The following is a 13,324-nucleotide window of genomic DNA, read 5'->3' as shown; positions in this document are numbered from 1 at the left end:
TCACAACGTGCGCAACTTCGTACTGTGGCAATCTCACCTCAACGGCAAAGCGCTAGAGCGTAATGGTGATTTGCTGGTGCCATTGGCAGGCAATGAGGTGTGGCACATCGCCAAGAGCGTGTCCAAGTGGACATGGCATAAGTTTGACCTGGCTGCGAGTGATGCACGGTTTAGTGCATTGCAGTCGCACAGAGGCAAACAGGCCATGCTCAAGCGCTGGGGCGATAACGAGGATAAGCAGGCCAGCGCACGGTTGATGGCTGCTTCTGGCATGACACAGCGTGCGATTGCTGCTGAGCTTGGAGTCAGTCAGAAGTCTGTGTCTAACTGGGTGAGTAATAGCCGTAATCAGTGCGACGCTGGCGGGGAAGCTTGAGTAATAACCATAATCAGATAACAGCCCGCAGGACTGTCCTTGAAGGGTTAGCGGCCTGCTGTCCCATACCCATAATCAGATCACAGGCCTTGTCATGCTGTCCTGGCTTTAATTTCTAAGTGGTGATTAGGTGGGCTGTCGATCAAATCGCAGCAGGCCGCTCGTGGGCATGTGGTCAACCTGGAGGGTTGTCCATCATGTCCACAGCCAGATCAATCACGCTCTTCGTGCTGGCCGCTTCCAGCAGTTACTAGCGCGGGGCTGTCGCGGGTAGTGAGGGTCAAGTCAACGACTTGTCCCGAGCACCCTCTACCGCCCGGCGTTCAATGGTGCTATCGCGCCCAATCCCTGTTTTTCAAGTCGCGCAGCACGCATAGTGCTTACTGGGCAAGATTCGGAATACCAAGTACGAGAAGGACGGCCAGACGGTCTACGGGACCGACTTCATTGCCGATAAGGTGGATTATCTGGACACCAAGGCACCAGGCGGGTCAAATCAGGAATAAGGGCACATTGCCCCGGCGTGAGTCGGGGCAATCCCGCAAGGAGGGTGAATGAATCGGACGTTTGACCGGAAGGCATACAGGCAAGAACTGATCGACGCGGGGTTTTCCGCCGAGGATGCCGAAACCATCGCAAGCCGCACCGTCATGCGTGCGCCCCGCGAAACCTTCCAGTCCGTCGGCTCGATGGTCCAGCAAGCTACGGCCAAGATCGAGCGCGACAGCGTGCAACTGGCTCCCCCTGCCCTGCCCGCGCCATCGGCCGCCGTGGAGCGTTCGCGTCGTCTCGAACAGGAGGCGGCAGGTTTGGCGAAGTCGATGACCATCGACACGCGAGGAACTATGACGACCAAGAAGCGAAAAACCGCCGGCGAGGACCTGGCAAAACAGGTCAGCGAGGCCAAGCAGGCCGCGTTGCTGAAACACACGAAGCAGCAGATCAAGGAAATGCAGCTTTCCTTGTTCGATATTGCGCCGTGGCCGGACACGATGCGAGCGATGCCAAACGACACGGCCCGCTCTGCCCTGTTCACCACGCGCAACAAGAAAATCCCGCGCGAGGCGCTGCAAAACAAGGTCATTTTCCACGTCAACAAGGACGTGAAGATCACCTACACCGGCGTCGAGCTGCGGGCCGACGATGACGAACTGGTGTGGCAGCAGGTGTTGGAGTACGCGAAGCGCACCCCTATCGGCGAGCCGATCACCTTCACGTTCTACGAGCTTTGCCAGGACCTGGGCTGGTCGATCAATGGCCGGTATTACACGAAGGCCGAGGAATGCCTGTCGCGCCTACAGGCGACGGCGATGGGCTTCACGTCCGACCGCGTTGGGCACCTGGAATCGGTGTCGCTGCTGCACCGCTTCCGCGTCCTGGACCGTGGCAAGAAAACGTCCCGTTGCCAGGTCCTGATCGACGAGGAAATCGTCGTGCTGTTTGCTGGCGACCACTACACGAAATTCATATGGGAGAAGTACCGCAAGCTGTCGCCGACGGCCCGACGGATGTTCGACTATTTCAGCTCGCACCGGGAGCCGTACCCGCTCAAGCTGGAAACCTTCCGCCTCATGTGCGGATCGGATTCCACCCGCGTGAAGAAGTGGCGCGAGCAGGTCGGCGAAGCCTGCGAAGAGTTGCGAGGCAGCGGCCTGGTGGAACACGCCTGGGTCAATGATGACCTGGTGCATTGCAAACGCTAGGGCCTTGTGGGGTCAGTTCCGGCTGGGGGTTCAGCAGCCAGCGCTTTACTGGCATTTCAGGAACAAGCGGGCACTGCTCGACGCACTTGCTTCGCTCAGTATCGCTCGGGACGCACGGCGCGCTCTACGAACTGCCGATAAACAGAGGATTAAAATTGACAATTGTGATTAAGGCTCAGATTCGACGGCTTGGAGCGGCCGACGTGCAGGATTTCCGCGAGATCCGATTGTCGGCCCTGAAGAAAGCTCCAGAGATGTTCGGGTCCGTTTACGAGCACGAGGAGAAAAAGCCCATGGAGGCGTTCGCTGAACGGTTGCGAGATGCCGTGGCATTCGGCGCCTACATCGACGGCGAGATCATTGGGCTGTCGGTCTTCAAACAGGAGGACGGCCCCAAGGACGCTCACAAGGCGCATCTGTCCGGCGTTTTCGTGGAGCCCGAACAGCGAGGCCGAGGGGTCGCCGGTATGCTGCTGCGGGCGGTGATAGACTATGGCCGCGAGCATGTGGAGCAGATCATGCTGACGGTTGCGGAAGGGAACGAAGCCGCTATAAACCTCTATCAGCGATCGGCTCGTTGCCCTGCGCCGCTCCAAAGCCCGCGACGCAGCGCCGGCAGGCAGAGCAAGTAGAGGGCAGCGCCTGCAATCCATGCCCACCCGTTCCACGTTGTTATAGAAGCCGCATAGATCGCCGTGAAGAGGAGGGGTCCGACGATCGAGGTCAGGCTGGTGAGCGCCGCCAGTGAGCCTTGCAGCTGCCCCTGACGTTCCTCATCCACCTGCCTGGACAACATTGCTTGCAGCGCCGGCATTCCGATGCCACCCGAAGCAAGCAGGACCATGATCGGGAACGCCATCCATCCCCGTGTCGCGAAGGCAAGCAGGATGTAGCCTGTGCCGTCGGCAATCATTCCGAGCATGAGTGCCCGCCTTTCGCCGAGCCGGGCGGCTACAGGGCCGGTGATCATTGCCTGGGCGAGTGAATGCAGAATGCCAAATGCGGCAAGCGAAATGCCGATCGTGGTCGCGTCCCAGTGAAAGCGATCCTCGCCGAAAATGACCCAAAGCGCGGCCGGCACCTGTCCGACAAGTTGCATGATGAAGAAGACCGCCATCAGGGCGGCGACGACGGTCATGCCCCGGGCCCACCGGAACGAAGCGAGCGGGTTGAGAGCCTCCCGGCGTAACGGCCGGCGTTCGCCTTTGTGCGACTCCGGCAAAAGGAAACAGCCCGTCAGGAAATTGAGGCCGTTCAAGGCTGCCGCGGCGAAGAACGGAGCGTGGGGGGAGAAACCGCCCATCAGCCCACCGAGCACAGGTCCCGCGACCATCCCGAACCCGAAACAGGCGCTCATGAAGCCGAAGTGCCGCGCGCGCTCATCGCCATCAGTGATATCGGCAATATAAGCGCCGGCTACCGCCCCAGTCGCCCCGGTGATGCCGGCCACGATCCGCCCGATATAGAGAACCCAAAGGAAAGGCGCCGTCGCCATGATGGCGTAGTCGACAGCAGCGCCGGCCAGCGAGACGAGCAAGACCGGCCGCCGCCCGAAACGATCCGACAGCGCGCCCAGCACAGGTGCGCAGGCAAATTGCATCAACGCATACAGCGCCAGCAGAATGCCATAGTGGGCGGTGACGTCGTTCGAGTGAACCAGATCGCGCAGGAGGCCCGGCAGCACCGGCATAATCAGGCCGATGCCGACAGCGTCGAGCGCGACAGTGCTCAGAATTACGATCAGGGGTCTGTTGGGTTTCACGTCTGGCCTCCGGACCAGCCTCCGCTGGTCCGATTGAACGCGCGGATTCTTTATCACTGATAAGTTGGTGGACATATTATGTTTATCAGTGATAAAGTGTCAAGCATGACAAAGTTGCAGCCGAATACAGTGATCCGTGCCGCCCTGGACCTGTTGAACGAGGTCGGCGTAGACGGTCTGACGACACGCAAACTGGCGGAACGGTTGGGGGTTCAGCAGCCGGCGCTTTACTGGCACTTCAGGAACAAGCGGGCGCTGCTCGACGCACTGGCCGAAGCCATGCTGGCGGAGAATCATACGCATTCGGTGCCGAGAGCCGACGACGACTGGCGCTCATTTCTGATCGGGAATGCCCGCAGCTTCAGGCAGGCGCTGCTCGCCTACCGCGATGGCGCGCGCATCCATGCCGGCACGCGACCGGGCGCACCGCAGATGGAAACGGCCGACGCGCAGCTTCGCTTCCTCTGCGAGGCGGGTTTTTCGGCCGGGGACGCCGTCAATGCGCTGATGACAATCAGCTACTTCACTGTTGGGGCCGTGCTTGAGGAGCAGGCCGGCGACAGCGATGCCGGCGAGCGCGGCGGCACCGTTGAACAGGCTCCGCTCTCGCCGCTGTTGCGGGCCGCGATAGACGCCTTCGACGAAGCCGGTCCGGACGCAGCGTTCGAGCAGGGACTCGCGGTGATTGTCGATGGATTGGCGAAAAGGAGGCTCGTTGTCAGGAACGTTGAAGGACCGAGAAAGGGTGACGATTGATCAGGACCGCTGCCGGAGCGCAACCCACTCACTACAGCAGAGCCATGTAGACAACATCCCCTCCCCCTTTCCACCGCGTCAGACGCCCGTAGCAGCCCGCTACGGGCTTTTTCATGCCCTGCCCTAGCGTCCAAGCCTCACGGCCGCGCTCGGCCTCTCTGGCGGCCTTCTGGCGCTCCTGCTGCGGCGTCCGCTCGTGGGCCGTGGCGCGGGTCCGCGCGCCGGCCTCGTGCGCCTGGCGCTCGCGGGCGAGGTCCAGGGCGGCCGTCTTCACGTTCTGCCTTGCGCAGATGAGATAGATCTAGCGTGGACTCAAGGCTCTCGCGAATGGCTCGCGTTGGAAACTTTCATTGACACTTGAGGGGCACCGCAGGGAAATTCTCGTCCTTGCGAGAACCGGCTATGTCGTGCTGCGCATCGAGCCTGCGCCCTTGGCTTGTCTCGCCCCTCTCCGCGTCGCTACGGGGCTTCCAGCGCCTTTCCGACGCTCACCGGGCTGGTTGCCCTCGCCGCTGGGCTGGCGGCCGTCTATGGCCCTGCAAACGCGCCAGAAACGCCGTCGAAGCCGTGTGCGAGACACCGCGGCCGCCGGCGTTGTGGATACCTCGCGGAAAACTTGGCCCTCACTGACAGATGAGGGGCGGACGTTGACACTTGAGGGGCTACTCGTCCGTGTCCTAACGCGGCGCGCGACTGCGCGATCACCAACGCACTCAAACAGCCGTCGCGCTTCGCTACGTGGGGCTGCAGCCCCACACCCCGCCATTCATATGACCGCTCATCCATTTCGTAACGTATTTTAAAATATAAATATTACGTATTTCATAAATATACGATACGATATGAAATATCAATACGAAAGGCTGTTGTATGGCGCGCACAGGGGTTACATTCGAGCAGGTTTCGGCGGCTGCAGATGCGCTTGCGGGCGAGGGTAAAACACCCAGCATCACCGCTGTGCGCGAGAAGCTGGGCACAGGTAGCCCCAATACCATCCATGCGCATTTGAAAACATGGCGCGAGGCTCGCCCTGTGGCCCGCGCAGAGGCCGTAGAGCTTCCTGCTGACTTGCGCAATGCCATCGCCCATGAAATGCAGAAAACGGCGAGTGCTGCCCGTGCTGAGGTACAGGAGCTGCTTGTCCAGGCGCAGGCAGAAGCTGCAGAGCTGGCCCGTGCAGGTGAAGAGCTTGAGGTCGAGCGTGACCAGTTGGCTGAGCAGGTGCTCGTGCTGACCACCGAGAGGGACACGCTGCTTGGCAAGTCACATGAACAAGCAACCGCATTGATGGAGGCTGCGCAGCGCATCGAGCGTGAACAACAAGCAGCCGAAGCAGCTCGCATTGAGTTGGCGAAGGCTCAGCTCAAAATTGACCAGGCGAACGCCAACGAGGCCCGTTACAGCACCGAGATTTCTGAACTCAAGACAGCGCTCAAGTCCGCAGAAAAAGAAGCCGTAGAAGCCACAAAAACAGGTGCAGTAGCCAACGCAAAATTAGAGGCTTCTAATGCTTCTCTCAGCGATGCTTTAGCACGTGCAGAACGTGCGGAAAAAGCATTGGCAGACGCTACCCAGCAAGCAGCCCTGCACATCGCAGAGGTTCGTGCAGAGCACGCCAAGCTAGCGAAAGAAATGGCGGCGCTGCAAGCTGCACATGCGCAAGAGCTGAAACACTCCAGCGATCACGCTACACAGCAGGCAGAGCGCGCAGCCCGTGCTGAGGGGAAGTTGGCCGCTTTTGAGGAAGCTGCTCAAAAGGCTGAAAAGCTGTCACAAAGCGATTCCAAAGGTTCCCCAAAGGCACGATAGACCACTCATTTTTCTTGCTTTTCAAGCCATGCAGCACCTGCTGCATGCGCCTCTTCTTTTGTAGAAAATCGTTCATCAAGGGCACAGTAAATGTTGCCTTGCTTGGTGTTGACTTCCCAACTTTTGGCATCCCACGTCTGACATACCGCGAAGGCAAAAAACTGCCCTGTGGCTTTCATTTCATCGTAGGCCGCTTGCAGCTCAGGACGTATCGGCGGAATTTTGTAGTAGCCGCCTCTCATTTGGCAGATTTTGAGGCCATCAGCGCATCACCACGTGCTTTCCATTCGGCCCGTTTTTCTGCAGGCGTGTTGGCATTAGCAAGGCACACCAAAGCGCCCAAAAGTTCGCCCTTGTCCATCGTTGGAATGCCCGTCTTGGTGTCCACCAATCCAGCCAAAATCAAAAGCCCTGCAGACTGGTACAGCTCGTGATCTCGCGCCTTGCGCAGTAGGGATTTTTCCGCATTCATGATGCGAGCTACATCGGCACGGGCTTTCTGTGCCCGCTCTGCCGCTTTTTCGGCCCTAATCAGAGCGTTGAGTTTGCGAGCCTCATCGGCACTAAGTGTGCCTTTTTCAGCCAGCATCAGCATGAGCCGCTGTTGGTCATTCGGAGCTTTGAGGCCACGAATATATGCCAGCCGCTCATTGAGCCATTTGTCTTGCGTCATCGGTGCTACTCCCTTTGGTCGTGATGCACCATTCTATGCAAATGGTGACAGCGCGTGTGCATGCGCTGTATGCTTCCTTCCATAGAAGGCGCGCTTAGTTGTTTCTCCTAAAGGAGAAACGCGCGTCAGGGGCAAGCCCCCGAACCACAGCGCCTAAAGGCGCGAATACATTAAAGGCATCAGCGTGGCGATTGGACGATTGAGCATGAAGGTTGGCAAGAAGGGCAAAGCCGCGCCTCATGCCGCCTACATCGTCCGTGAAGGCCAGTACGCCAAACGCTTAGAGCGTGGCGAGAAGCTGGAAGCCACCGAGGCAGGCAATATGCCTGCATGGGCCAAGGCACAGCCGCAGCAGTTTTGGCATGCTGCAGACGTATTCGAGCGGGTCAATGGCACCACCTACCGAGAGATGGAAATCGCTTTGCCGCGTGAGCTAGAGCCAACGCAGCGGGCAGAGTTGGTGCGTGCATTTGTGTGCCAAGAAATCGGAGAGCATCACGCCTACCAATGGGCTATTCACACACCGAATGCTGCTGATGGTGGAGAGCAGCCACACGTTCACTTGATGTTTTCTGAGCGTCAGTGCGATGGCATCGAACGCGATCCTGACCAATACTTCAAGCGTTACAACGCAAAGGCACCAGAAAAAGGCGGTGCTCGCAAGGGCTATGGGCCAAGCGCTGGCAAGACCTTGACCGCCGCTGAGCGTGCTGCTGAACTCAAAGAACTCCGTGAACGCTGGCAGGTTCTTTGTAATGAGCACCTAGAAATGGCTGGTCACGGTCAGCGCATAGACATGCGCAGCTATGCCGAGCGCGGTATTAAGCTTGCACCAGAACGCAAGCAGTTGCCCAGCGAATGGCGTGGGCAGGGAAAGGCCAAGGTGATCGAGTTGCGAGCAGCTCGCAAGGATGCATTCAAGGCACACCGTGAACTCGCCAATGTGGTGCCCAACGTCAAGGCCGAAATCATTAGCTTGGAAGCCGAACGCCAGAAACGGGCGCAGGCTGCACAAACGCCCCAAGGCCCTGATCCGCGCAGCCGCTATCACCCGGACAACATCGCCGCCAGGAAGGCGCAAGAGCAGGCTGCCGAGCAGCAAGCGCAAGCCGAGCTGGTGCAAAAACATGCCCTGCGCACCGATCGCATAGAGGCCGAAAAATCCGCTGTAGAGGCCAAACGCACCGTGCAGGCACCTTGCCCTGCCACGGCCCCTGTTCGCCCGCCTGTGGCCCGTTTAGACCCCGTAGAGGCCGAAAAACAGCGCCTGTCTCGGATGACCAGCGCCGAGCTGGCCGAGGAAATTCGCCGGCGGCAATTGCCCAGCGTGGATAGCCTGATCGAGCAAGACCGCATGGTCATGGAATCCACGGCTCAGCGCCGGGAGCTGCACAAACAGCAAGAAGCCGCCAAAGCCTTTGTGCGTAAGGCTGAGCAGGCAGTTGATGCTTGGCGTGAGAAGCACCCGCTCAAGGTCAAGATGCATGACGCTGGGATGTTCCGCAGTGCCGAGCTGCTGCAGCTAGAGCAGCAGGCCGAGCAGGGCCAGCAAACGCTAAAGACGCTGCAAGCCAAGTCACGGGCAGTGTCTGAAAAGGATGAGCAGCTACGCAGGCAGGCCCGCAGCCGTGTCATCGTGGCTCAAAGTGACGACAGGGAGGAGCTGGAGAAGCTGGAGCAGTTGCGCCAGGACAAGGCTCGCCAAGAGCGTGCGGCCGCGATCGCCAAGCGTGAGCTGGAGGCTGTGCCCAAGGACTTCCGCAGCATGGCCGCGAGCCGCGAAGCCAAGGCGTTTGGGTGGAGTGACAGGGGCGGCAAGTGGCAGGCCACGCCTGAGCCACTCAAGCAATTGATCGACAGCTACAACGCATCGCCCAAGGAGGTTCGCGTCGCCGTCCTTGCACGCCTCACCACTGACAAGGTGAGCAGCCAGCAACTGCGCAAGTTACTGGACAAGCAGAACGAAACTTATCGTCAGAATGACATGGGGAAAACTCTGTAATTTCCCATCAAGCTAAGTGGCGTGAGCACGTAGGCGGCTCAAGTGCAGAGGCTCATTCTCACACTGAGCGTAATTGGTAATTTTGCAAATCAGTCTCATTGAGACGTAGTCTTGTTGTTGTTCGTTAAAATTGGCGTAATGGCTACTCTCTCGCACTTCACCCTATATCCGGTTGACTACCGGGGAGCGGCGATGCCTCGCGGACATTTCCACTCGGTCACACCGCCCTAACTGGGTATCACGCATCAAGAGCGTTTTCTTCTTGAACCCTCCCCATTCTTGACTTGCCTGCAGCTAGAGCTGTGGGCTTGCTCGCACTTGCATTGCGCTACTCCTGTTCTTAGAGCAGTTTGCTTTTGCGCGTCCTCCCCTCTTTGCTGAGGGCGGTATACCTATGTCTATTGAAAAAATCAGAACCGTATGGTTCTCTAATGTCCGTGGCGATTTGCTGGCGGGCGTCGTCGTTGCCTTGGCACTTATTCCGGAGGCCATTGCTTTTTCCATCATTGCTGGCGTTGACCCCAAGGTGGGTCTGTATGCCTCCTTTGCGATTGCCACGCTGATTGCGTTTGTTGGCGGGCGACCTGGCATGATTTCAGCCGCTACTGGCGCTATGGCCTTAGTGATGGTGACGCTGGTAAAAGAACATGGACTGGACTATTTGCTAGCTGCCACCATTCTTGCTGGTGTGCTCCAAATGCTGGCAGGCTTCTTACGCTTGGGCCAGCTCATGCAGTTTGTCTCTCGTTCCGTGGTGACGGGCTTTGTGAATGCATTGGCCATATTGATTTTTATGGCTCAACTGCCGGAGCTGACCAATGTCACTTGGCATGTCTATGCGATGACGGCTGCAGGGCTTGCCATCATTTATGGCTTGCCCTACATCACCAAAGCCGTTCCATCGCCTTTGGTTGCCATCATTGTTTTAAGCATCGCCTATGTGGTTCTCGGTCTAGACATTCGCACGGTTGGAGATATGGGCGCACTACCCGATAGCCTGCCGAGCTTCTTCATTCCCAATGTCCCCTTCAATTGGGAGACGCTCCAAATCATCCTGCCGTATTCCGCTACCCTGTGTGTCGTGGGTCTGCTTGAATCGCTCATGACTGCCACCATTGTGGATGACATGACAGACACTACGAGCAACAAAGACCGTGAATGCGTCGGCCAAGGTATCGCTAACGTTGCTACAGGTTTTGTGGGTGGTATGGCCGGATGCGCCATGATTGGTCAGTCGGTCATTAACGTGAAGTCTGGGGGGCGTGGGCGTTTGTCTACGCTGACCGCAGGTGTAGTGTTGCTGATACTGGTTGTGTTTCTTGGCGATTGGGTGAAGCAGATTCCCATGGCCGCCTTGGTCGCCGTGATGATCATGGTGTCGATTGGCACCTTCAACTGGCGCTCTATCAAGGACTTGGTTGCCCACCCTAAAACATCCAGCGTTGTGATGCTCGCTACCGTCGTTGTGACTGTTGCAACCCATGATTTGGCCAAGGGAGTGCTTACTGGCGTTCTGCTGTCCGGTGTGTTCTTTGCTTACAAGGTGCGACGTATTTTGGATGTCACCTCAAGCCTCAGTCCAGACGGCAAGCAACGTACCTATTTTGTTTCTGGGCAAGTATTTTTTGCCTCTTCTGAAAGCTTTATTGCTAGGTTTGACTACCTTGAACAGGTGGAGCGCATCTGCATTGATGTGAGCCAGACTAGGTTCTGGGATTTGACCTCGATAGAAGCACTTGATCGGGTTGTATTTAAGCTTCGTCGTGGCGGTACAAATGTAGAAGTAACTGGCCTAGACCCTAGTAGTGCTTTGTTGGTAGAGCAATTTGCTGTCTATCCAAAAAACGCAAACGCAACATATGTGAAGCTTCATTGAGGTTTGGGGTTTGTAAGAAACTCCCTTAGATCACGATAAATCCCACTTATCGACAGCAACAAAAAAGGCGCTCAAAGCGCCTTTTTTGCGTCTGGTGCTACCATGTGAGCTACATGTATCTCAAAAGGAGTTGATGCCATGTCTGTATCTCTTCGCCTACCCCCAGAACTGAACCAGCGTCTTAGCCACTTGGCTGAGCAAACAGGTCGCTCTAAAACCTTCTACATGCTTGAAGCCATCAAGCAACACTTGGATGATCTGGAAGACGTTTATTTGGCCGAGCGTGAGCTTGAAGCGGTGCGTGCCGGTAAATCCAAGGCCGTTCCCTTGGAAGACGTCATGAAGCAGTATGGCTTGGCAGATTGAGCTGTCCGAAGGTGCTGTTAAAAACCTCAAGCAACTCGACCACCAACATGCCCGACGCATCCTGAGCTTTTTGCACGGTCGCGTGGCGCAACTTGATGACCCGCGCAGCATTGGCGAGGCACTCAAGGGCTCGAAGCTGGGGGAGCTTTGGAAGTACCGCGTGGGGGACTACCGCATCATCGCTGACATCGAGGACGGTGTGATGCGGGTTTTGGTGTTGAAGGTGGGCAACCGCCGCGAGGTTTATCGTGGGTAAGTAAATGATCTTTTACTCAGGTGAGTAAAAGATCATTTGAGGTGTGATTCCATAGCCTGCTGAATCAGCTCTTTGAGCGACAAGCCACGTTTGATTGCTTCCATACGCCAGTGCTGGCGTGTCTCTTTTTCAACTTCAAGATTCACGCGCACCAGCTCTGCTTGAGAAGGCTTCGCAACCTCTTTCACGGGGACGCTCTCGCGTACTTTGTTCAATGGTTTGACAGTTAAAGCCATTTTGCTTCCTTGAGTTCTTGAACGACTGCCTGCACCTCTTCTTTGGCTTTGGCATCGCTGTAGTCGAGCACGGATAGCCCATCGGTCATTGCGGTCGCAAACACCGCACGGTTACCGATAGACGTTTCCAGTTTTTCAATTCCTTCGTAGGTGTTCCATTCACCGCTTTTGACCAGTTTGGAAAGCTTTGTCGCTCCGCTGGTTCGGTTGACCAGGAATGCAGCGTCAATGTCTCCGCCCATTTCTCTTTTGGCCTGAATGAGCTTGACGGCTGCGCCGCTGGCCCAGAGATCAGCCCCTGATGGCTGGATCACAAGCAGGGCAACATGCGAGGCCCGAACAATCGCAGCGCTCATAGACTCAGCTTTGGCCGGACTGTCGATGATGGCAATTTCTGCGTTGATGCCATTGAGTGAAGAGGCCAGCATCTGAGGTCGATCGACGCCTAGCACTGGAGGAAGGTCAGCGTTATCGGGGCTGGCATCTCGCCAATCGCGTGCTGTACCTTGTGGGTCACAGTCCAAGAGCACCACACGCTTGCCCTCTCGGTGTAAAGCGGTGGCCAGGTTGGTGGCCACCGTACTTTTACCAGTCCCACCCTTTTCATTGAGCACAGAGATGATCTTCATGATTTCAAGTGAGTAGATGAATAGCTAATCATATACTCTAATACTCATTTGAGCTAAGTATCATATGAAGTGAAGTTGCTCAGTACAACGCAACAGGCATAAAAAAAGCACCGTGTAAGGTGCTTGGGATGCGCTGTCTGTTGGTGACCCTGTGACATGTGGGTAAACTGAGCGCACAAAAGAAAACACCTCCCGAAGCTTTGGACGGCAGTGGGAGGTGTGCAGCCAGTCAGGCCGTTGAAGCTAAGTATAGCTGCGCGGCTGGAAAGTCACCATGCTTGCGAATAATGAACAGCTAAATTTAGATCTATTTGAGGATGCCCATCGGTGGCCGCGTAAACCGTATTGCAGCGTTGACAAGACGGCAAGCAGCATTCGCACGCTGCAGCACGCCCTCAAACGCCCCTACATCCAAGCCAACCCCCCGCACTTGCGTGTGTGGTCTATTTTTGACGTAGACCAGCCCGCAGCCGCTTTGGCGTGGGAAAAAGGCAACCTTCCGCCGCCCACCTGGGCCGCCGTCGATCGCCAAAGCACCAAAGGGCATCTGGTATGGGGCCTGTCTGTTCCCGTGCTGGTCGACAGTCCAGACATGCGGCAGGAGCCTATGCGCTACCTGTGCGCTGTAGAAGAAGCATTCAGAGCCAAGCTAGAGGCCGATAGCGGCTATGCGGGCTTGATGACCAAAAACCCCGCCCATCCTCTTTGGCGTGTGCTGCGTGGCCCCCGATTGGCCTATGAGCTGGGAGAGCTGGCTGAGTGGGTTGATCTTCCCAAGCACTTACCTAAACGCAAGCCAGAGGAAATAGGTCTAGGCCGCAATGTCACCGTATTTGAGTGGCTCAGGCAGTACGCGTACCGCAATGTCCGGCACTATAAG

The 13,324-nt window shown here is 57.1% G+C and carries 15 protein-coding genes and 1 pseudogene; 11 read left to right on the top strand and 5 right to left on the bottom strand.

The features are described from left to right. The 4 genes and pseudogenes from QEP12_RS16660 to QEP12_RS16645 form a co-directional block, all read left to right on the top strand. Positions 1-376: helix-turn-helix domain-containing protein (locus QEP12_RS16660; protein WP_284214962.1), on the top strand; the 376-nt coding region annotated here is incomplete at its 5' end. Positions 377-930: 554 nt separating this feature from the next. Further along, on the top strand, positions 931-2,079 hold the full coding sequence (trfA, locus tag QEP12_RS16655; RefSeq protein ID WP_001082279.1) for a plasmid replication initiator TrfA: 1,149 nt from the start codon (positions 931-933) through the stop codon (positions 2,077-2,079). Between the two features lie 19 nt (positions 2,080-2,098). Further along, a pseudogene (locus tag QEP12_RS16650) lies at positions 2,099-2,171 on the top strand (TetR family transcriptional regulator); the annotation flags it as partial. A 72-nt stretch (positions 2,172-2,243) separates the two neighbouring features. Beyond that, complete coding sequence (locus QEP12_RS16645; RefSeq protein ID WP_223155915.1) at positions 2,244-2,711, top strand: GNAT family N-acetyltransferase; 468 nt, start codon at positions 2,244-2,246, stop codon at positions 2,709-2,711. Here QEP12_RS16645 and tet(A) read toward each other — a convergent pair. Continuing rightward, positions 2,642-3,841 (bottom strand): tetracycline efflux MFS transporter Tet(A), encoded by a 1,200-nt coding sequence (gene tet(A) / locus QEP12_RS16640; RefSeq protein ID WP_000804064.1) that lies wholly within the window; start codon positions 3,839-3,841, stop codon positions 2,642-2,644. The genes QEP12_RS16645 and tet(A) overlap by 70 nt on opposite strands. Before the next feature lie 105 nt (positions 3,842-3,946). Here tet(A) and tetR(A) point away from each other — a divergent pair, with 105 nt between their 5' ends. Together tetR(A) and QEP12_RS16625 are read left to right on the top strand one after the other, a co-directional pair. Next, entirely contained in the window at positions 3,947-4,597 is a 651-nt protein-coding gene (gene tetR(A), locus QEP12_RS16635) for a tetracycline resistance transcriptional repressor TetR(A) (protein WP_000164043.1), read from the top strand. Positions 4,598-5,467: 870 nt separating this feature from the next. Next, positions 5,468-6,406 (top strand): DNA-binding protein, encoded by a 939-nt coding sequence (locus QEP12_RS16625; RefSeq protein WP_174863011.1) that lies wholly within the window; start codon positions 5,468-5,470, stop codon positions 6,404-6,406. 5 nt (positions 6,407-6,411) lie between these two features. Here the strand turns inward: QEP12_RS16625 and QEP12_RS16620 are convergent, their stop codons facing one another. Next, positions 6,412-6,648: a hypothetical protein gene (locus tag QEP12_RS16620; protein ID WP_174863012.1), complete on the bottom strand. Its 237-nt coding sequence runs from the start codon at positions 6,646-6,648 to the stop codon at positions 6,412-6,414. Continuing rightward, complete coding sequence (locus QEP12_RS16615; RefSeq protein ID WP_174863013.1) at positions 6,645-7,079, bottom strand: conjugal transfer protein TraD; 435 nt, start codon at positions 7,077-7,079, stop codon at positions 6,645-6,647. Before QEP12_RS16615 ends, QEP12_RS16620 begins: the two co-directional genes overlap by 4 nt. A 205-nt stretch (positions 7,080-7,284) precedes the next feature. Here QEP12_RS16615 and QEP12_RS16610 point away from each other — a divergent pair, with 205 nt between their 5' ends. From QEP12_RS16610 to QEP12_RS16595, 4 genes are all read left to right on the top strand, one after another. Then, on the top strand, positions 7,285-9,081 hold the full coding sequence (locus tag QEP12_RS16610) for a MobA/MobL family protein (RefSeq protein WP_284214961.1): 1,797 nt from the start codon (positions 7,285-7,287) through the stop codon (positions 9,079-9,081). 394 nt (positions 9,082-9,475) lie between these two features. Beyond that, positions 9,476-10,957 carry a SulP family inorganic anion transporter gene (locus tag QEP12_RS16605; RefSeq protein WP_174863005.1) on the top strand — a complete coding sequence of 494 codons (1,482 nt, stop codon included), beginning with the start codon at positions 9,476-9,478 and terminating at the stop codon, positions 10,955-10,957. A 138-nt stretch (positions 10,958-11,095) separates the two neighbouring features. Then, on the top strand, positions 11,096-11,323 hold the full coding sequence (gene relB, locus QEP12_RS16600) for a type II toxin-antitoxin system RelB family antitoxin (RefSeq protein ID WP_174863006.1): 228 nt from the start codon (positions 11,096-11,098) through the stop codon (positions 11,321-11,323). Then, positions 11,307-11,579, top strand: coding sequence for a type II toxin-antitoxin system RelE family toxin (locus tag QEP12_RS16595; RefSeq protein ID WP_174863007.1), 273 nt, complete (start codon positions 11,307-11,309; stop codon positions 11,577-11,579). The genes relB and QEP12_RS16595 overlap by 17 nt, the downstream gene beginning before the upstream one ends. 32 nt (positions 11,580-11,611) lie before the next feature. Here the strand turns inward: QEP12_RS16595 and QEP12_RS16590 are convergent, their stop codons facing one another. Both QEP12_RS16590 and parA read right to left on the bottom strand, forming a co-directional pair. Then, positions 11,612-11,815: a hypothetical protein gene (locus tag QEP12_RS16590; protein ID WP_174863008.1), complete on the bottom strand. Its 204-nt coding sequence runs from the start codon at positions 11,813-11,815 to the stop codon at positions 11,612-11,614. Next, complete coding sequence (gene parA / locus QEP12_RS16585) at positions 11,806-12,444, bottom strand: ParA family partition ATPase (protein WP_174863009.1); 639 nt, start codon at positions 12,442-12,444, stop codon at positions 11,806-11,808. Before parA ends, QEP12_RS16590 begins: the two co-directional genes overlap by 10 nt. Before the next feature lie 274 nt (positions 12,445-12,718). Between parA and QEP12_RS16580 the strand changes: the two genes are divergently transcribed. Continuing rightward, positions 12,719-13,324, top strand: a 606-nt coding sequence (locus QEP12_RS16580) for a replication initiation protein (protein ID WP_284214960.1), incomplete at its 3' end; no start/stop codon positions are given.

The sequence above is a fragment of the Comamonas jiangduensis genome (assembly GCF_030162955.1).
GTDB classification, from domain to species: Bacteria; Pseudomonadota; Gammaproteobacteria; order Burkholderiales; family Burkholderiaceae_C; genus Comamonas; species Comamonas jiangduensis.
Note: the sequence above shows the minus strand (reverse complement) of the source record. Positions and strands in the feature narration are given on the sequence as shown.

Bases quoted from the DNA above. Each gene is read 5' to 3' on its own strand.
- relB (WP_174863006.1), top strand. From the start codon at position 11,096: ATGTCTGTATCTCTTCGCCTACCCCCAGAACTGAACCAGCGTCTTAGC.
- QEP12_RS16590 (WP_174863008.1), bottom strand. From the start codon at position 11,815: ATGGCTTTAACTGTCAAACCATTGAACAAAGTACGCGAGAGCGTCCCC.
- QEP12_RS16615 (WP_174863013.1), bottom strand. From the start codon at position 7,079: ATGACGCAAGACAAATGGCTCAATGAGCGGCTGGCATATATTCGTGGC.
- QEP12_RS16595 (WP_174863007.1), top strand. From the start codon at position 11,307: ATGGCTTGGCAGATTGAGCTGTCCGAAGGTGCTGTTAAAAACCTCAAG.
- trfA (WP_001082279.1), top strand. From the start codon at position 931: ATGAATCGGACGTTTGACCGGAAGGCATACAGGCAAGAACTGATCGAC.
- QEP12_RS16605 (WP_174863005.1), top strand. From the start codon at position 9,476: ATGTCTATTGAAAAAATCAGAACCGTATGGTTCTCTAATGTCCGTGGC.
- QEP12_RS16625 (WP_174863011.1), top strand. From the start codon at position 5,468: ATGGCGCGCACAGGGGTTACATTCGAGCAGGTTTCGGCGGCTGCAGAT.
- QEP12_RS16610 (WP_284214961.1), top strand. From the start codon at position 7,285: ATGAAGGTTGGCAAGAAGGGCAAAGCCGCGCCTCATGCCGCCTACATC.
- parA (WP_174863009.1), bottom strand. From the start codon at position 12,444: ATGAAGATCATCTCTGTGCTCAATGAAAAGGGTGGGACTGGTAAAAGT.
- QEP12_RS16620 (WP_174863012.1), bottom strand. From the start codon at position 6,648: ATGAGAGGCGGCTACTACAAAATTCCGCCGATACGTCCTGAGCTGCAA.